This is a genomic window from Rhodospirillum centenum SW (genome assembly GCF_000016185.1).
Classification (GTDB): domain Bacteria; phylum Pseudomonadota; class Alphaproteobacteria; order Azospirillales; family Azospirillaceae; genus Rhodocista; species Rhodocista centena.
In genome coordinates, this window is the sequence record NC_011420.2 from 572,414 (window position 1) to 589,969 (window position 17,556).

General features: G+C 70.3%; 14 protein-coding genes. 7 read left to right on the forward strand and 7 right to left on the reverse strand.

The window, feature by feature from the left end; genetic code table 11:
* Positions 1–69 precede the first annotated feature (69 nt).
* The 3 genes from RC1_RS02530 to RC1_RS02540 form a co-directional block, all read right to left on the reverse strand.
* Positions 70–486, reverse strand: a complete 417-nt coding sequence (locus RC1_RS02530) for a nuclear transport factor 2 family protein (RefSeq protein ID WP_012565765.1) — start codon at positions 484–486, stop codon at positions 70–72.
* 84 nt (positions 487–570) lie between these two features.
* Entirely contained in the window at positions 571–1,944 is a 1,374-nt protein-coding gene (egtB, locus tag RC1_RS02535) for an ergothioneine biosynthesis protein EgtB (RefSeq protein ID WP_012565766.1), read from the reverse strand.
* A gap of 389 nt (positions 1,945–2,333) precedes the next feature.
* Entirely contained in the window at positions 2,334–4,961 is a 2,628-nt protein-coding gene (locus RC1_RS02540) for a glycosyltransferase (RefSeq protein WP_012565767.1), read from the reverse strand.
* Between the two features lie 364 nt (positions 4,962–5,325).
* On the opposite strand from RC1_RS02540, the gene RC1_RS02545 reads away from it, so the two are divergent.
* The gene (locus tag RC1_RS02545; protein ID WP_012565768.1) at positions 5,326–5,769 is read left to right on the forward strand and encodes an HIT domain-containing protein; all 444 of its coding nucleotides are present in this window, start codon (positions 5,326–5,328) and stop codon (positions 5,767–5,769) included.
* A gap of 175 nt (positions 5,770–5,944) precedes the next feature.
* Positions 5,945–7,615, forward strand: a complete 1,671-nt coding sequence (locus RC1_RS02550; protein ID WP_012565769.1) for a methyl-accepting chemotaxis protein — start codon at positions 5,945–5,947, stop codon at positions 7,613–7,615.
* Positions 7,616–7,647: 32 nt separating this feature from the next.
* Here the strand turns inward: RC1_RS02550 and RC1_RS02555 are convergent, their stop codons facing one another.
* The gene (locus RC1_RS02555; protein ID WP_234703819.1) at positions 7,648–8,769 is read right to left on the reverse strand and encodes an alpha/beta fold hydrolase; all 1,122 of its coding nucleotides are present in this window, start codon (positions 8,767–8,769) and stop codon (positions 7,648–7,650) included.
* Positions 8,770–9,360: 591 nt separating this feature from the next.
* On the opposite strand from RC1_RS02555, the gene phaR reads away from it, so the two are divergent.
* A complete protein-coding gene (gene phaR, locus RC1_RS02560) occupies positions 9,361–9,960 on the forward strand; it encodes a polyhydroxyalkanoate synthesis repressor PhaR (RefSeq protein ID WP_012565772.1) in 600 nt (199 codons plus the stop codon).
* Positions 9,961–10,379: 419 nt separating this feature from the next.
* Here the strand turns inward: phaR and RC1_RS02565 are convergent, their stop codons facing one another.
* The 3 genes from RC1_RS02565 to RC1_RS02575 all read right to left on the reverse strand — a co-directional run bounded on the left by RC1_RS02565 (position 10,380) and on the right by RC1_RS02575 (position 13,276).
* The gene (locus RC1_RS02565; RefSeq protein WP_041785095.1) at positions 10,380–10,733 is read right to left on the reverse strand and encodes a type II toxin-antitoxin system HicB family antitoxin; all 354 of its coding nucleotides are present in this window, start codon (positions 10,731–10,733) and stop codon (positions 10,380–10,382) included.
* Complete coding sequence (locus RC1_RS02570; protein WP_012565775.1) at positions 10,730–10,984, reverse strand: type II toxin-antitoxin system HicA family toxin; 255 nt, start codon at positions 10,982–10,984, stop codon at positions 10,730–10,732. Before RC1_RS02570 ends, RC1_RS02565 begins: the two co-directional genes overlap by 4 nt.
* Positions 10,985–11,179: 195 nt before the next feature.
* A complete protein-coding gene (locus RC1_RS02575; protein ID WP_012565776.1) occupies positions 11,180–13,276 on the reverse strand; it encodes a 3-hydroxyacyl-CoA dehydrogenase NAD-binding domain-containing protein in 2,097 nt (698 codons plus the stop codon).
* 235 nt (positions 13,277–13,511) lie between these two features.
* Here RC1_RS02575 and RC1_RS02580 point away from each other — a divergent pair, with 235 nt between their 5' ends.
* The 4 genes from RC1_RS02580 (at position 13,512) to RC1_RS02595 (ending at position 17,291) form a co-directional block, all read left to right on the forward strand.
* Positions 13,512–14,537, forward strand: coding sequence for an NADP-dependent oxidoreductase (locus RC1_RS02580; RefSeq protein ID WP_012565777.1), 1,026 nt, complete (start codon positions 13,512–13,514; stop codon positions 14,535–14,537).
* A gap of 70 nt (positions 14,538–14,607) precedes the next feature.
* On the forward strand, positions 14,608–15,372 hold the full coding sequence (locus tag RC1_RS02585; RefSeq protein WP_012565778.1) for a glucose 1-dehydrogenase: 765 nt from the start codon (positions 14,608–14,610) through the stop codon (positions 15,370–15,372).
* Between the two features lie 63 nt (positions 15,373–15,435).
* A complete protein-coding gene (locus tag RC1_RS02590; protein WP_012565779.1) occupies positions 15,436–16,221 on the forward strand; it encodes an SDR family NAD(P)-dependent oxidoreductase in 786 nt (261 codons plus the stop codon).
* 14 nt (positions 16,222–16,235) lie between these two features.
* Complete coding sequence (locus RC1_RS02595) at positions 16,236–17,291, forward strand: phosphotransferase (protein WP_012565780.1); 1,056 nt, start codon at positions 16,236–16,238, stop codon at positions 17,289–17,291.
* Positions 17,292–17,556: the final 265 nt, after the last annotated feature.

Here is a 17,556-nt window from a genome sequence, read left to right on the forward strand (position 1 = left end):
AGTCCTGACCCGGCAGCAGAACCACCTCGGTACGCGGGCCGGGGGGGGCCGGGGCCTGTGCCGGCGCGGTCAGTGCAGGACAGGCGGACCGGAGTGGGGCCGGGCCACATCCCCGGTCCGGATGCGCGCCAGCGGCGTGGCGTGATGCAGCGCCAGACGCCAGACACCGTCCTCCAGCACGAACCCGTTGCAGGCGGCCGTCAGCCCGATGCTGACCTCCTCCTGGCAGATCACCAGGGCAGTGTCCGCCGTCAGTTGCAGCACCTGCTCCCTCTCGATGCGGATCTCCAGAGTGCGTCTCGTGGTGAAGATCTCCCGCCAGCTCCGCAGGATTTCCTCGCGGTCGGTCATGGGGTGCCAGCCGGGATGGATGCAGGCGACCGGGTGGACCCAGGCCCACACGGCCTCCATCACCGGCAGGTCGCCGCCCAGGAAGGCTGCATAGAACCGCCGGTTGACCTCCAGCACCCGATCCCGCTCGTCCATGACACCCGCCCCGCCTGTCCTTTTCTCCGCGAACACTCTATTATGATAGCGGGTCGCGGGGCGGGGTGCACGGACGCGGTTGCCTCAGACATCCTCCGCCAACCGGATACCCGTCATGTGCCAGCGGGATGCGGGCGTCAGATGGTGGCGGAAGCTGGCCCGCACCAGATCGCCCGGCGTCAGCGCGCTGCCGCCCTTCAGCACCATGCGCCCGGCGGCGGGAAGGCCGGCATGTTCGCCCACGGTCTTGTCGCCGGGCGACCAGCGCGGATAGGCGATCAGCGGGCTGGAGGTCCATTCCCAGCAGTCGCCGTAGATCTGCCAGGGACCGTCACCGATGCAGGTGGCCACGGCGGGATGCAGCCGCCCGTAGTCCAGCAGGTTGCCGGTGCGGCGCAGCGGCTGCGCCGCCGCCTCCCATTCCGCTTCGGTCGGCAGGCGCCGGCCGTCCCAGCGGGCGAAGGCCGCGGCCTCATGCCAGCTCACATGGCAGACGGGTTCCTCGCCATCCAGCAGCCTGGTTCCGGAGAGGGTGAACTGGAACCAGTCCGGTCCCCGCCTGAACCAGTAGAGGGGGGCCCGCCAGCCCTCGCGCTGGGCCGTGGCCCAGCCATCGGGGTCCCAGAGGGTCGCGTCGGCATAGCCGCCGTCCTCGATGAATTCCAGGTACTCGGCATTGGTGACCAGCCGGCCGGACAGGCGGAACGGTTCCAGCCAGACGACATGGCGTGGCTCTTCCAGGTCGAAGACGACACCGGGGCCGTCATGCCCGATCCCCTCCGGGCCGCCCGGATGCACGCTCCAGCTCTGCCCTGCGGCGGTCGTCAGGGCCGCGGGCTGCGGCGGCTGATAGGTCGGGCGCAGCGGGTTCTGCCAGAAGGCGTGCTTGATGTCGGCCAGTAGCCGCTCCTGGCAGTACTGCTCATGCTGGAGGGCCAGTTCGATCCGGCGGGCGACACCGCTCCAGTCGGCGTCCGGCGTCTCGTCGATCAGACGCAGCACGGCGGCGTTCACATGGTCGCGGTACTGTCGCAGTTCCTCATGGCCGGGCCGGGAGAGCAGGCCTCGCGCCGCGGCGGGATGGCAGGTCGGCTGCGGTTCGACACAGGTGTTGAAAAGAAAGGCGAAGCGGTCGTCGAAGGCGCGGTAGCCGGGCGCGAAGCGTTCCAGCACATGGCGTTCCAGGGACCAGGAGGTGTGCGCCAGATGCCACTTCACGGGGCTCGTCTCCGGCGCCGACTGGACCATCTGGTCCTCGGGCGTCAGCGGGGCCGCGAGCTGCCCGGTCACGGTGCGGATGCGCCGGAAGCGGGCGGCCAGCAGCGGCCGCAGGTCGGCGGCCGGGGTGACGGTCCGAGCAGTGGGCGGTGGCCGGGCGGTGGCGGTGGCATCGCCGGAGCCGGCACGCTGCGGGGGCTGGAAGGCGGGACCGGCCATGGCCGGGTCGGGCGTGATCATCGGTGCGATCTCCCCTGTCGTCCGCCCGCGGGGCCGTCCCCGCGGGAGTACCGCCGATACCCGACCTTGCCGGGCATGGCGGATCATGGTCCCGGTGAGTGAACGTCACCGGGAAGCAACAGGACCAGTACGCGGATCAGGCGTCGCTCAGTTCAATCGGATGTCCGGCCCCCTTCGGCGGGGGCTCTCCCGGCGGCGCCGGTCGGACCCGTTCCCGGACTGTGCGGGGAGCGGGTGGGCACCGCCTGCCGGGTCTATCTCCCGGGATCAACTGGTCCCGGTTCCCGGTCTTTGCCGTGGCACGCATGATACACCCGCGCGCTTCCCACGGTCCAGGACACTCCGCCGCAGCCCCGCCCGCGAAGGCGCGGGCTGCGGGCGGTGTCGCGTCAGTCGTTGCCGCCGGCTCCCGCCGGGGCCGGCAGGGCGTCGTCGGCGGCGTCGCGGCCCTTGGGCAGGACGTTGAGGCAGGAGACGACCAGGGCCGCGATGTAGGGCAGAGACTGCACCACCAGCATCAGCGACCAGATGTAGGCATCCCGGTTGTCGCCGCCGATGCGCCATGCCACGGCGGCGGCCGCGATCCACAGCCCCAGCATCAGGTAGACCTCCTCCTTGGCGTTGAGGAAGCCCTGGATCAGGGCCGGCTGGTTCTCGCATTTCGGGGTGCGGACGAAGGGGCGGCCCTGCGTGAACAGGCCCTGCCAGACGGCACGGCCGACCGTGTGGGTCAGCGCCATGCCGGCGACGGCGGCGCTGATCTTGTCCAAGAGGCTGCACTGCACCCGCGCCTCGTAGAGCCAGAGGCCGCAGATCACCTTGAAGAAGAACACCGACAGGGTGGGGAACAGGAACACGGTCGGCGGCAGTTCGAAGTAGCGCGGCAGCAGCAGCAGCCCCGCCGACCAGAACACGCCGCCGATCACGAAGGCCATGTGCGCGGCGTCCGCGAACCAGGGCAGCCAGCCGGTGACGAAGTGGTACTTCTGGCCGAAGGTCAGGCGCTTGCCGCCGGGCAGGAACTCCCGCCAGTGGCGCTTGATGATCTGCACCGCACCGTAGGCCCAGCGGAAGCGCTGCGTCTTGTAGCCGGCGAAGCTGTCCGGAACGAGGCCCTGGCCGAAGCTGTCGGGCATGTAGACGGACTCGTAGCCCTGCTCGAACAGGCGCAGACCCAGTTCCGCGTCCTCGCAGATGCACCACTCGGCCCACCAGCCCACATCCTTCAGCACCTGGGTGCGGATCAGGGTCATGGTGCCGTGCTGGATGATCGCGTTGCGCTCGTTGCGCTGGATCATGCCGATCTTGAAGAAGCCCTGGTACTCCCAGTTGATCATCCGGTGGAACGGATGGTCGTTCCACTCCCGGTAGTCCTGCGGCGACTGCACGAAGGCCACCTTGGGATTGCGGAAGTAGGGCACCGTGGCGGACAGCCAGTCCGGCCGCACCTGATAGTCGCTGTCGATGACCGCGATCACCTCGGCGTCCGGTGCCGTCATGGCGATGCCGAAATTCAGCGCGCCGGCCTTGTAGCCCGGCCATTTCGGCAGGTGGAAGAAGCGGAAATTGGCGCCCAGCTTGCGGCAGTGCTCCTCCAGCGGCTTCCAGACCGCCTCGTCCCTGGTGTTGTTGTCGATCACCAGGACTTCGAAGTTCGGGTAGGTCATCCGGGCGAGCGCGTCCAGCGTCTCAATCACCATGTGCGCCGGCTCGTTGTAGCAGGGCACGTGGATGGAGACCTTGGGCGCGTAGCCCGAACTGTCGCCGCGGATCGGTTCGAACCGGCGCTTCCAGTTCTGCGTCCACACCACCTCGGTCAGTTCCAGCCCGTCGATCAGCATGACCGCCAGCAGGATGATCTGCGCCGTCAGCAGCAGCGCGAAGACGATGGTGGAGAGCGGCCCCATGCCCGCGGTCACGGCCTCCGTCCAGGTCCAGACCAGGGCCGAGGCGACCGTCTGGATCAGGGCGCCGTAGAAGAACTGGCCGGCCGGTTTCAGGTCGTCGCGCCGCAGCACGAACCAGAAGATCGGCAGGAAGGCCAGCGCCGTGGCGATGGCGCACAGCACGGGCCAGCCCGGCACCTCCCAGACGCTGCCGTCCATGGGGAATTTGAGCTGACGGTCGGCGTTCCAGATGCCCCAGTTGGCTTCCACGGGGCCGCCCAGCACCCGCTTCCAGGGCTGGTCGAACGCCTCCATGATGTAGAAGTCCCAGCGCTGCTCCCCGGCGAGGTTCAGGAAGCTGCGGATGAAGGTCGCCTGGTTGACCAGGCTGGCCTCCGCCCCGCCGCGGTAGGGACCGTCCGACGGCCAGCCGACCTCACCGATCAGGATGTGCTTGTCGGGATAGGCGGTCTTGATCCGGTTGTATTCGGTCAGGATCTGGTCCATCGCCTGCTCGATCGGGACCTTCTCCCAGTACGGCAGCAGGTGGATGGTGATGAAGTCCACCGCCTCGGCCAGTTCCGGATGCTCATGCCAGACATAGGGCGGTTCGGCGGTGGAGACGGGGACGTCCACCTGCCGCTTCACCCGCTGCACGTAGTCGATGAGCTGCTCGACCTCCAGGTCGCCGCGGTACATGACCTCGTTGCCGACCATCACGCGCTTGACGTTGTCGTTGCGCCGCGCGATGCGGACGAGCGCGTTGATCTGCTGCTCGTTGGCGCCGAGATCCTGGCTGATCCAGGCACCGGCCGTCGCCAGCAGGCCGCGCTGGGCCGCCAGTTCGGGGATGGCCTCCAGCCCGTCCAGCGCGGAATAGGTCCGCACCGACAGCACGTAGGGCGCCACCACGTCCAGGTCGCCGGCGATGTCCTGGCGGGAGGGGTGCTTGCCCTCCGTCGGGTCCTGGCCGACCTTGTAGGGATTGAAGGCGACGCCGGCGATGGTGCCGGACCAGGGGCGCTCGGGCATGGCCGGGCGGTTGGAAAAGGCCCAGGCGCCGATGTTGCCCAGCACGAGCAGCACCAGCACGGCCCAGGCTGAGCCGCGCATCGTCAGGATCTTGCGCATATGCCGTCCTTACAGAGCCCCAGTTCCCCACGCCGGCGGCGCACCGGATGGACCGGGCGCCGACCCGCAACCGCATCAGACCCGCCCCGCCGGGGGTCTTCCGGCCGGTCATCCCGACCGAGCATCCCGATGTGGCAGCCGAATCCGGTATTTCCGTGATTGCCCCACGGCGACCGTCGGACCCCTGCCTTGTCGCATCGGCATGGCTCGGCCCCTGTCGCCGCCGGAATAACAGGATAAGCATCGCCGGAAATACGTCCAGCGGTACTTCTTTCGAGGAGTGATGCGTTTTCCGCAGTCGCACAGACCTGCGCCGTGAATGCCGCGGACTCCCGTATGATCCCGTGACAAGATTGCGACCCCGATGACGACACCCGACGGTTTCGACCTGCATCCCCGGCTCGCGGCGGACACGCTGCCCGTGACGGACCTGCCGCTCTGCCGCGTGCTGCTGATGCGCAACCGCGCCTTTCCCTGGCTGATCCTGGTGCCGCGCCGCGCCGGGGCGCGGGAGATCCACCGGCTGGACGCTGCCGACCGGATGCTGCTGACCGAAGAGCTGGCGCAGGTCTCCGCCGCGCTGGAAGCGGCGGTGCGGCCGGACAAGCTGAACGTGGGGGCGCTCGGCAATCTGGTGCCGCAGCTCCATGTCCATGTCGTCGCCCGCCGCGAGGGCGATCCCGCCTGGCCGGGTCCGGTCTGGGGCAGCGGCGTCCACGAATCCTATGCTGCGGGGGAGGGGGAGGCGCTGGCGGCACGGCTGGCCGCGGCACTGCGTCAGAAGCATGGGCAGAAGGATACATACTGAAGTTAAGGAACGCCGCAGCACCATATCCTTAAGACTATCGCAGCTTCTGGGCGCTTAACATCCTTCCGTGTCAGAATATCCTCGCTCGCCATGACGGCATTCCCTGTCGGAAGACGGATGATTTCTTCCGGCTGGAATGATCGGTTCCACCCGAGCATGATTGCGGAGCGGACCCATGACGACGATCCGTGCCAGACTGCTGGCGGCCATCGGCATCCTTGCCCTGACCATCCTGGCCATTGCGGCCGCAGGCTGGGCGGGTCTCGGCGACTCCCATCGCCGCATCGGTACGATCTATTCCGACCGCGTTGTGCCGCTGCGCGACCTCAAGGTCGTGGCCGATCTCTACGCCGTGAACATCGTGGACGCGGTCCACAAGGTCCGTGGCGGCAGCCTGACCTGGGACCAGGGCACGGCATCGGTGGAGACGGCCAAGGCCGGCATCCGGCAACACTGGGACGCCTACATGGCCACCTGGATGGTGCCGGAGGAAAAGGCGCTGGCCGCGGAGGTGCAGCGGCGGCTGGGACCGGCCGACGCCATGGTGGCCGACCTGCTGCGCATCCTCGCTGCCCGGGACGCCGACGCCCTGGTCCGGCTCGCCGAGAAGAGCCTCTATCCCGTCATCGACCCGGTGAGCGAGGCCGTCACCGCCCTCATCGAGCTTCAGCTCCGCGTCGCCGACCAGGAGTATCAGACCAATGAGATCGTCTCCGGACAGTTCCGCCTGGTCATGACGGGACTGACCCTGCTCGGCTCCGTGGCGGTCGCCTTCGCCCTCTACACGGTGCTGCGCAAGGTGCTGCATCCGCTCAACGGCATCACCGCCGTGATGGGCCGCATGGCCAGCGGCGACCTGCGGGTCGAGGTCGCGGGGGCCGACGGACGCGACGAGGTGGCGGCCATGGCCCGCGCCTTGCGGGTCTTTCGTGACGGGCTGCTGGAGAGCGAGCGGCTGGCCCAGGCCCAGGAGGCGGAGCGCGCCGCCAAGGAACGCCGGGCGGCGGAGGTGGACCGGCTGGTCCGCGGCTTCGACCAGGAGGCGGCTGCCGTGCTGCGCGCCGTCGGCGCCGCCGCGACCGAACTGGACTCCACGGCGCAGTCCATGGCCTCCATCGCCGAGGAGACGAGCCGGCAGGCGGGCGCCGCCGCCACGGCCGCCGGCCAGACGACGGGCAATGTGCGGACCGTCGCCGCCGCGTCGGAAGAGATGGCGGCGAGCATCCGCGAGATCGCCGAGCAGGTCGTCCGCTCCAAGACCGTGGCCGATCAGGCGACCGAGGATCTGCGCCAGACGAACCGCTCCGTCGCCGGCCTTTCCGCCGCGACCGACCGGATCGGGACCGTCGTGCAGCTCATCCAGGAGATCGCCGCCCAGACCAACCTGCTGGCGCTGAACGCCACCATCGAAGCGGCCCGCGCCGGGGAGGCGGGCAAGGGCTTCGCCGTCGTCGCGGCGGAGGTCAAGGCGCTGGCCAACCAGACGGCGAAGGCGACGGAGGAGATCGGGCAGCAGATCGCGGCCGTGCAGTCCGTCTCGGCCGAGGTGGTCGCTGCCATCCGCGGCATCAGCCGGACGGTCGAGGCGGTCAACGAGATCTCCTCCTCCATCGCCGCCGCGATGGACGAGCAGGAGGCCGCGACCTCGGAGATCAGCCGCAACGTCGCCCAGGCCGCCGTCGGCACCGAAGGCGTCTCCGGCAATGTCGAGCAGGTGCTGGAGGCGGCCGGGCAGACCGGCGCCGCCTCCAGCCAGGTGCTCGGCGCCGCGCGGGAACTGGCGCAGCAGTCGGAGACCCTGCGCGCCCGAGTGGAGACGTTCCTGGCCGCGATCCGCGCCGCCTGACCCGCGAGGGGCAGGGGCTTCAGGCAGGGGCTTCAGGCCGGCACCGTCCGCACCAGCCAGTCCCGCAAGGGGCGCCACAGCGTCGCTTCGGCCCCGCCGCTGACGACCATGCCGATATGGCCCAGCGGCGGGTCCCAGCGCTCGGCCCCCGGGATCGCGGCCGCCAGCGCGGCGGCGGAGGCCGGGGGCACGATGCGGTCGCGCGCCGGCACCACCACCAGGGTCGGAAGGGTCAGCCGGGCCGGCCCGACCGGCTCCCCCGCCACATGCCAGCGGCCCCGGCCGGGATCGTTGCGGCCGTACCAGCCGCCCAGGCACTCCCGCGCCACCGGGGCCGGGAGCGGCACCCCGTCGTTCAGCCAGTCCTCCAGCGCCACGAAGTCGTCCGCCTCCTCCGATCCCTCGGGCAGCTCGGCGAAGCGGCTGAACTTCTTCAGTCCCAGCAGCGGGTCCAGCATCAGGAACAGGGTCTGGATCGCGTCCACCGGCAGCTCGCCCAGGACGCCCAGGGCCGGCTCGAAGACCGGCAGCAGCGCCGCCGTCCGCCGGGCTCCGGCGGGGGTGTCGGCATGGAAGTCCCACGGTGTCGCCAGCGCCACCAGGGCGGCCACGTCGTCGGGCCGGCGCTGCGCCGCGGCCACCGTCAGCAGTCCGCCCATGCAGTAGCCGACCAGGGCCGGCCGGCGCCCGTCCAGGTGCCGGCGCGCCGCGGCCAGCGCGCGGGTCAGCCGCCCGGCGATCAGGTCGGTCAGGTCGAAGCTCCGCTCCGCCGCCACCGGCCGGCCCCAGTCCAGCAGCAGCGGCCGCACCCCGTTGCCGGCCAGCCAGCGCAGCAGGCTCCGGTGGCGGGAGAGGTCCAGGATGTAGCCGCGGTTGACCAGCGACGGCACGAACAGGGCGGGCGCGCCCCGCCCGCCGAAGTCCAGCAGCCGTGCGGCGCCTTCCGCCCAGACGGTGGGCGGGTCCTCCAGGTCGCGGTGGTAGGGGTGCCGGCGGTAGCGCTCAATCCCCGTCAGCAGCCGGTCCAGCCGGTGGCGCATCTCCCGATCGACGGCGCGGGCGAGGGCGTCCGCCCCGACGGCCGCGAGGTGCGGTTGCAGCATCGCCGCCCGCTCCCGCAGTTCCGGCCGCCAGGGCAGCGATCCGCTCCTCAAGAAGGGCAATCCGGCGGGACAGCTCAGCAGCACGCTCAGACTCGCCGCCAGATGCAGCCCCAGCGGCCGCGGGCCCTGGCGCCGCGGGGGCGGCGGGGGCGGCGGAGGAGGCGGGGCGGGGCTCATCGGGCCGGCCCGTCCGGTCGGGCACGCCCCAGGGCGCCATCGTGCCGGGCGGAACGGTGAAGGCGGCGGTCGCCATGCGGGTGGCCTGCTCCAGGGTGCGGGCGACATGCTGTGCGGTGCGGACCGCCATGTCCGCCATCTCCGGATCGGCGGCCAGCGCCGCCCACTGGTCCTGCCACAGGTCCAGGCAGCGCCGGGCCAGTTCCTCCAGCGGGGGCGGCTCCTCCCGCGGCGGTTGCTGACCCCCGGGGGGACGGTCGTCGCTCTGCGTCATGGTTCCTGCCTTCCGGCATCCTCTCCCCGCCGGGTTCCGTCCTCCCTGGGCGCAGCGGCGCCGACGGCCGGTATTCCGACCGCGCGGGCGCTGCGGCAGGGCCTGTTCGCCAATGCGGGATGCTTGCGCCGGGACCGCTGCATCGCGTACTTCTACCAAGGACGACGCACATTGCCGGAAAGCGCCCCGATATGGCCGATAAAGAAGATAGCAAGCCCGCGCCGGTCACGATCAAGAAGTATGCTAACCGGCGGCTCTACAACACCGCGACCAGCAGCTATGTGACCCTCGACCATCTCTGCCAGATGGTCAAGGAGGGGACGGATTTCGTGGTGTACGACGCCAAGACGGGGGATGACATCACCCGTTCGGTGCTGACCCAGATCATCGTGGAGGAGGAGGCGAAGGGTCAGAACCTGCTGCCCATCCCGTTCCTCCGGCAGTTGATCAGCTTCTACGGCGACAACATGCAGTGGCTGGTGCCCCGGTATCTGGAGTACAGCATGCAGTCGTTCACCCGCAACCAGGAGAAGATGCGCGACTATTTCCAGAACGCGTTCGGCGGCATGTTCCCGTTCGGACCGTTCGAGGAGATGGGCAAGCAGAACATCGCCATGTTCGAGCGGGCCATGCGCATGTTCGCCCCCTTCGCCGGGGCCGAACCGCCGAAGCCCGACAGCCCCGCGGGGGAGTTCCGCAAGGGCGCGGACGACAAGTTCTCCGAATTGCAGCAGCGCCTGGACGAGTTGCAGAGCCAGCTCGAAACCCTGACGCGCAACAAGGGGTCCTGACCCCCTTCCGTGCGGGGCAGGCCGGGGGTTCCCAGCCCTTCGGTCCTGCCGCCACCGGGCCGGCAGCGCCACCGTCTGCACCCCTGCAACCCGCCCCGACCCCGCCTAGGCTGGGGGGATGCGTGCTGCCCGATTTTCACTTCCCCGTCTGCTCCCCCGGCCGCTCCGTTGCGATGCGCGGTCCGGTTCCCCGGCTCCGTGCTGCCAGCCTGTCCGTGATACCACAGGCCGCGACTCCCCGGACTGTCGGGGGGAGCCGCCCGTCATCGACGCCGAGTTCGTGACGCTGGAGCCGGAGGCCCTTCCACCGCCCCGCCGGCCGGCCGCGGACCTCCCGGCCTTTCGCCGTGCCTGCGCCGCCTACCGCCGGGCCGCCGCCCTGGACGGGGCCGCGGGGCATGAGGTGGAGGTCTGATCCGTCAGGCCGGACCTTGAGCCTCACTGTCGAGATAGCGGCGCAGCGCGTCACTGACGACGGTGTTGAGGGTCTCGCCCCGACGTCTGGCGAGGAGCATGGCACGGCGGTGCAGGTCGGGGCCGGGCCGGACGTTGAAGCTGCCCTTCAGCGGCACATCGGGCTGGCGCCCCTCCGCCTCGCACAGATCAAGATAATCGTCCACGGCCTCGTGGAACGCTGCCTTGAGGCCCCTTGCGTCCACGCCTTCGTAGGTTACCAGATCGCGGATGAACTCCAGCCGGCCATGCAGCACCTCATCCGTGTCGCTGTACTCGACCGAGCCGATATATCCCTTGTATTCCAGCATCGTACTCATATCAGGCCCTCTTCGGCGAGCACCCGCAGCAGGTCTTCGATGACGTACATCTTCACGATGCTGCCGGGGTGGGGCTTGTGCAGCGCGATGGTCGGTGCGGTGGCATGGACAAACCGTCGCCGGGACCCGCCTGTCCTGCCGGTCGGTGCTTCGCTGTAGCCCAGCCCTTCCAGCAGCCTGACCAGTTCGTCCCAGGTGAAGTCCGTCGGCCTGCCCTTGAGCCGGTCCACCAGTTTGTCGCGCCGGCTCATGACGCCGTGCCGCCTCCGTCCCGACTTTCCCTGTCAGTATGGCCCCTTCCCGCCCATTTGCAACCGGACGCGGTTGCAGGTCTGGGACGATGCGGGGTACGGCCAGCGCGGATTCTGGCCGTACTCCGTCCTTCCGCCCCCTGCGGTCGGGCTCTCGACTTATCCACAGGTTGCGTACCACCGGGGGGCCTGGTCCTACCGCCGGCGGTCGTGGGCGGCGAAGCTGCTGCCCTCGGCGGCCAGCCGCTCCAGCAGTGGCGCCGGCGTCCAGTCGCCGCCGAACCGCTGCTGGAAGTCGCGGATGTCGGCCAGCACCGTGGGCAGCCCGACGCTGTCGGCGTAGTGCATCGGGCCGCCGCGCCATGCCGGGAAGCCGTAGCCGTAGAGATAGATGACGTCGATGTCCGACGCCCGCAGGGCCATGCCCTCCTCCAGCGCCTTGGCGCCTTCGTTCACCAGGGCGTAGATCATCCGCTTCACGATCTCCTCGTCGGAGATGGCGCGCGGCTGGATCTGGTGGGTTTCGCGGTGGTTCTCGATCATCCGCTTCACCACGTCGTCGGGCAAGGGCGTGCGCGACCCGGCCTCATAGCGGAACCAGCCGGCGCCGGTCTTCTGGCCGTAGCGGTCCATCAGGTAGAGCCGGTCGGTCAGGGGCGAGCCGGCGGCCTTGCCCTCCGCCAGCCGGCGCTGGCGGATGCGCCAGGTCACGTCCACCCCGGCCAGATCGCCCATGGCGAAGGGCCCCATGGCCATGCCCCAGTCCTGCAGGGCCTTGTCCACCTGCTCCGGCCATGCACCCTCTTCGACCAGCAGTTCCGCCTGCCGGCTGTAGGGCATCAGCATGCGGTTGCCGACGAAGCCGTCGCAGTTGCCGACCAGGACGGAAACCTTGCCGATCTTCCGGCCGGTCTGCATCGCCGTGGCGATGACGTCCCTGGCCGTGGCGCTGCCGCGCACGACCTCCAGCAGCTTCATCACGTTGGCCGGGGAGAAGAAGTGCATGCCGATCACGTCCGCGGGGCGGGAGGTGACGGCGGCGATGGCGTCGATGTCCAGGGTGGAGGTGTTGGTCGCCAGCACGGCACCCGGCTTCGCAACGGTGTCCAGCCGGCGGAACACGTCCTGCTTCACGGCCATGTCCTCGAACACCGCCTCCACCACCATGTCGGCCCCGGCCAGGGCGGCCATGTCCAGGGTAGGGGTGATGAGCGACAGGCGCCGGTCCATCTCCGCCTGGGTCAGCCGGCCCTTGGCGACGGTGCCGGCGTAGTTGCGGGCGATGGTGGCGAGGCCGCGGTCCAGCGCCTCCTGCGAGGTCTCCAGCAGGGTGACGGGGATGCCGGCATTGGCGAAGTTCATGGCGATGCCGCCGCCCATGGTGCCGGCCCCCAGCACGGCCGCCGTCGCCACCGGCCGCGCCGGCGTGTCGGCCGGCACGTCGGGGATCTTGCCGATGGCCCGCTCGGCGAAGAAGACATGGATCAGCGCCGCCGACTGCGGATGCGCCATGCACTGGCCGAACAGCTCGCGCTCGCGCTTCAGCCCTTCCTCGAAGGGCAGCTCGGCCGCGGCCTGCACGGCGTCCACGCAGCGCTGCGGCGCGAACAGGCCGCGCGCCGTCTTCTCCAGGGCGCGGCGCTTCTCGTCGAAGACGGCGCTGCCGCGGTCGGCGGCGATGCGCTCGGCCCGGTCGCGCACCCGCGGGTACGGCCCGGCGAGGTCCAGCGCCTCGGCGAAGCGCACGGCGCCGTCCACCGGATCGCCCTCCACGATGGCATCCAGGATGCCCAGCTCATGCGCCTTGGGGGCGGGCACGAACTCGCCGCTGGTGATCATGGTCAGCGCCACATGGGCACCGACCAGCCGCGGCAGCCGCTGCGTGCCGCCGGCCCCGGGCAGGATGCCCAGCTTCACCTCCGGCAGGCCGACCATGGCCTTCGCCACCGCCACGCGGTAGTGGCAGCCCAGCGCCACCTCCAGCCCGCCGCCGAGTGCCGTGCCGTGGATGGCGGCGACCACCGGCTTCGCGGCGCCCTCGAAGGCGGCGATGACGTCGTTCAGGTCGGGCGGGGCCAGCGGCCGGCCGAATTCGGCGATGTCGGCCCCGGCGATGAAGGTGCGGCCGCCGCCGGCCAGCACCAGCGCCCGGGCGCCATCGTCCTCCAGCCCCTGCCGCAGCGCGTCCAGCAGACCCTGGCGCACCGCCTGGGACAGGGCGTTGACCGGCGGATTCTCCACCAGGATGACGCCGACGGCGCCGCGGCGGCTGTACTGGACGACCTGGGTCATGGTTTCCTCACCCGTCTTGGTTCGCGTTTGCCAGGAACAGACAGGATCGGCCGCGCCGCGGTCAAGCGCACGGTCGGCGGAGAGGCGGCCTTCTCCGGGAGGCGGCCCGCTGGGCGGACATCCTCGGCGGCGCCTGTCGTTCCGGGGCGGGTCTGGTCTATCGTGCCGCGCCGGTCGCCGAGAAGCCGGGCAGGACGCCGTCCCGGCGCAGGAACTTGGGAAAGGAAACAGAGACATGCCCGTGAACCGTCGTATCGTGCTGGCCGAACGGCCGCAGGGGATGCCGACGCCGGAGACCTTCCGGCTGGAGGAAGGGCCGGTTCCGACGGCCGGCCCCGACCAGGTGCTGTTGCGGACCGTCTGGCTGTCGCTCGACCCCTACATGCGCGGCCGGATGAGCGCCGCGAAATCCTATGCCCAGCCGGTGGAGATCGGCGACGTCATGGTCGGCGGCACCGTCTGCGAGGTGGTGCAGTCGAACGCCGAGGGATTCGCGCCCGGCGATCTGGTGCTGGCCCAGACCGGCTGGCAGGACTATGCCGCCGCCGGGGCCAAGGCCGTACAGAAGCTGGACCCCGGCGCCTTTCCGCCCAGTCTGGCGCTGGGCACGCTCGGCATGCCGGGTCTGACCGCCTATGTCGGCCTGCTGGACATCGGGGAGCCGCGCAACGGGGAGACGGTCGTCGTCTCCGCCGCGGCCGGGGCGGTGGGCTCCGTCGTCGGGCAGATCGCCCGGATCAGGGGCTGCCGCGCCGTGGGCATCGCCGGCGGCAAGGACAAGTGCGACTACGTCACCGGCACGCTGGGGTTCGACGCCTGCGTGGACTACAAGGCGCCCGACTTCATGCAGCGCCTGAAGGAAGCCTGCCCCAGCGGCATCGACGTCTATTTCGACAATGTCGGCGGGGACGTGGCGGACGCCTGCATGGCGCTGCTGAACAATTTCGCCCGCGTGCCGGTCTGCGGCCGCATCGCCAACTACAACGACACCGAACTGCCGCCGGGGCCGAACCGGGTGCCGCAGCTCATGGGGCTCGTGCTGACCCGCCGGCTGAAGGTGCAGGGCTTCATCGTCTCCGACCGCTGGCACCGCATGGCGGATTTCCACCACGACATGGGCGCCTGGCTGCGCGACGGCCGGATAAAGTACCGCGAGGACGTGGTGGAAGGGCTGGAAAAGGCGCCGGAGGCGTTCATCGGCCTGCTCCAGGGCCGCAACTTCGGCAAGCTGCTGGTCCGCGTCGGGCCCGACCGGGCCTGACCCGCCGGGCAGGACGACGCGCAGAACCAAAGGCCGGACCCCACCGGCCGGAACGACGGGAGGAACGCCCATGACGGGCCGTCTCAAGGACAAGGTCATCCTCATCACCGGCGGGGCGGGCGGCATCGGGTCCGCCACCGCGCGCCACGCTGCCCGCGAGGGCGCGCGGGTCGTCATCACCGACCTGAGCGCCGCCCGGGGCGAGCAGGCGGCGGCCGAGATCGGCCACGGCACCCTGTTCCTGGAACAGGACGTGCGCGACGAGGCACGCTGGCAGGACGTGGTGGACGCCGTGCTGCGCCACCACGGCCGGCTGGACGGGCTGGTCAACAATGCCGGCGTCGGGGTGCGCGGCTCCATCGTGGAGACGACGCTGGAGGACTGGCGCTTCGTCCACGCGGTCAACACCGAGGGCGTCTTCCTGGGCTGCAAGCACGGCATCCTGGCGATGCGGGAGACGGGGGGCGGGTCCATCGTGAACCTGTCCTCCGTCGCCGGGATGATCGGTGCGCCGGACCTGACCGCCTACTGCTCGTCCAAGGGGGCGGTGCGGCTGCTGACCAAGTCCGTCGCCGTCTGGTGCGCCGAGCAGAAGAACGGCATCCGGGTGAACTCCGTCCACCCGTCGTTCTTGATGACGCCCATGGTGCAGATGATGATCGACACGGCCCCCGACCCGGCCATGGCGCACAGGATGCTGTCGCGCGCCGCCCCGATGGGCCGGCTGGGCGAGCCGGAGGATGCCGCCGGCATGATCGTCTTCCTGCTGTCGGACGAGGCCGGGTTCATGACCGGCGGCGAGTATGTCGTGGACGGCGGCCTGACGGCCCGCTGATCCCCCGCCCGTCCAGGCCAGCAATCACAAGTCTGCAATCATAAGAAGGAAGGAAACGACCCGATGCATCCGTTGTTCGACCTCACCGGCAAGGTCGCCCTCATCACCGGCTCCTCCCGCGGCATCGGCCGCGCCATCGCCGAGGAATACGCCCGCGCCGGCGCCCGCGTGGTGATCTCCTCGCGCAAGCTGGACGTCTGCGAACAGGTGCGCGACGCCATCAACGCCGAGCACGGCGCCGGCCGCGCCATCGCCGTGGCCTGCAACATCGGCCGCAAGGAGGATCTGGAGCGGCTGGTCGCCGAGACGAAGGCGGCGTTCGGACAGATCGACATCCTGGTGGCGAACGCGGCCATCAACCCGGTCTACGGCCCCCTGGCCGCCGTCAGCGACGACGCCTGGGACAAGATCATGGGCACCAACCTGCGCAGCACCTGGTGGCTGTGCAACATGGTGATGCCGGAGATGGCGGAGCGGAAGGGCGGCAGCGTCATCGTGCTGTCCTCCATCGCCGGACTGCGCGGCAACCCGGTGATCGGCGCCTACGGCATCTCCAAGGCGGCGGAAGCCGCACTGGTGCGCAACCTCGCCGTCGAGTACGGCCGCGCCGGGGTCCGCATCAATGCCATCGCCCCCGGCATCATCGAGACGGACTTCGCCAAGGCCCTGACCGACAATCCGGAGATCGCCAAGGCGACGATGCGCAAGACCCCGCTCGGCCGCTTCGGCCGGCCGGTGGAGATCGCCGGCGTTGCCCTGATGCTGGCATCGCCCGCGGGCGGCTACCTGACCGGCCAGACGCTCGTGGTGGACGGCGGCGCCACCATCGGCGATCCCTTGACGGTCTAGGCGGGGAGACGGCCATGGCGTCCGGCGCCGTCCTGATCGACGTCCTGCCACAGCACCGCTTCGACGAGGCGGCGCTGTGGCGCTATCTCTCCACCGCCCTGCCGGAGTTCCAGGAGCCGGCGGAGATCCGGCAGTTCCAGGGCGGGCAGTCGAACCCGACCTTCCTCGTCACCACGCCCTCGGCGCGCTACGTCCTGCGCAAGAAGCCGCCCGGCAAGCTGCTGCCCAGCGCCCACATGGTCGAGCGGGAATACCGCGCCATGCGGGCGCTGCACGACACGGCGGCGCCGGTGCCGACCGTCCGCCTGCTCTGCGAGGACGCGGGTGTGATCGGCACCCCGTTCTACGTGATGGACTACATCGACGGGCGCATCTTCACCGACGTGACCCTGCCCGACCTCGCGCCGGCGGAGCGGACGGCGCTCTACGACAGCATGAACGCCACCCTGGCGGCGCTGCACCAGGTGGACTGGCAGGCCTGCGGGCTGGGCGACTTCGGCCGGCCGGAACAGTACGTGGCCCGGCAGGTGGACCGCTGGACCAAGCAGTACCTCGCCGCCCGGACGGACGAGATTCCGGCCATGGACCGGCTGGTCGACTGGTTGCCGCGGAACATCCCGGCGGGCGACGAGACGACCATCGCGCACGGCGACTTCCGCCTGGGCAACCTGATGGTGGACCGGGACGAGCCCCGCGTCGTCGCCATCCTGGACTGGGAGCTGGCGACCCTGGGCCATCCGCTCAGCGATCTCGCCTACAACTGCATGGCGTGGCATCTGCCGGCGGGAGTGAAGGAGTTCCCGGGCCTGAAGGGCATCGACCTCACGGCCCAGGGCATCCCGACGGAGGAGGAATACGTCGCCGCCTACTGCCGCCGCACGGGCCGCGGGGGCATCCCCGACTGGCCGTTCTACATGGCCTTCTCCTTCTTCCGCATTGCCAGCATCTGCCAGGGGGTCTATGCCCGGGCCTTGCAGGGCAACGCCGCCGACCGCCGCGCCATCGGCTATGGCGAGGTGGCGCGCGTCACGGCCGGGATCGGCTGGTCGCTGATCTCCGACCGGGCCTGACGGGGAGACGGCGGGTCGCGGTGGCGGCGGCCCTGCCTGCCGCCCGGGTGCCCGTGGCCGGCCTCCGACGGGGGGCCGGCAGAGCCGCGCCCGGATGCCGGCAGGGGCCGCATGCTGTGACGACAGGTCCCGTTAACCAATTTGACATTTTCGTTACAGCGTGGGATCGCTGACCCTATCCTTAGGTTTCCGCAAGGAATTGGATTTATGTAGAGCCTGCCCCGGAGGCGCTATCCTGGGGCATGGATGGGCTCATCCCGACGTC

Bases quoted from the DNA above. Each gene is read 5' to 3' on its own strand.
- RC1_RS02565 (WP_041785095.1), bottom strand. From the start codon at position 10,733: ATGAGTACGATGCTGGAATACAAGGGATATATCGGCTCGGTCGAGTAC.
- RC1_RS02545 (WP_012565768.1), top strand. From the start codon at position 5,326: ATGACGACACCCGACGGTTTCGACCTGCATCCCCGGCTCGCGGCGGAC.
- RC1_RS02590 (WP_012565779.1), top strand. From the start codon at position 15,436: ATGCATCCGTTGTTCGACCTCACCGGCAAGGTCGCCCTCATCACCGGC.
- egtB (WP_012565766.1), bottom strand. From the start codon at position 1,944: ATGATCACGCCCGACCCGGCCATGGCCGGTCCCGCCTTCCAGCCCCCG.
- RC1_RS02585 (WP_012565778.1), top strand. From the start codon at position 14,608: ATGACGGGCCGTCTCAAGGACAAGGTCATCCTCATCACCGGCGGGGCG.
- RC1_RS02575 (WP_012565776.1), bottom strand. From the start codon at position 13,276: ATGACCCAGGTCGTCCAGTACAGCCGCCGCGGCGCCGTCGGCGTCATC.
- RC1_RS02570 (WP_012565775.1), bottom strand. From the start codon at position 10,984: ATGAGCCGGCGCGACAAACTGGTGGACCGGCTCAAGGGCAGGCCGACG.
- RC1_RS02595 (WP_012565780.1), top strand. From the start codon at position 16,236: ATGGCGTCCGGCGCCGTCCTGATCGACGTCCTGCCACAGCACCGCTTC.
- phaR (WP_012565772.1), top strand. From the start codon at position 9,361: ATGGCCGATAAAGAAGATAGCAAGCCCGCGCCGGTCACGATCAAGAAG.
- RC1_RS02580 (WP_012565777.1), top strand. From the start codon at position 13,512: ATGCCCGTGAACCGTCGTATCGTGCTGGCCGAACGGCCGCAGGGGATG.
- RC1_RS02530 (WP_012565765.1), bottom strand. From the start codon at position 486: ATGGACGAGCGGGATCGGGTGCTGGAGGTCAACCGGCGGTTCTATGCA.
- RC1_RS02550 (WP_012565769.1), top strand. From the start codon at position 5,945: ATGACGACGATCCGTGCCAGACTGCTGGCGGCCATCGGCATCCTTGCC.
- RC1_RS02540 (WP_012565767.1), bottom strand. From the start codon at position 4,961: ATGCGCAAGATCCTGACGATGCGCGGCTCAGCCTGGGCCGTGCTGGTG.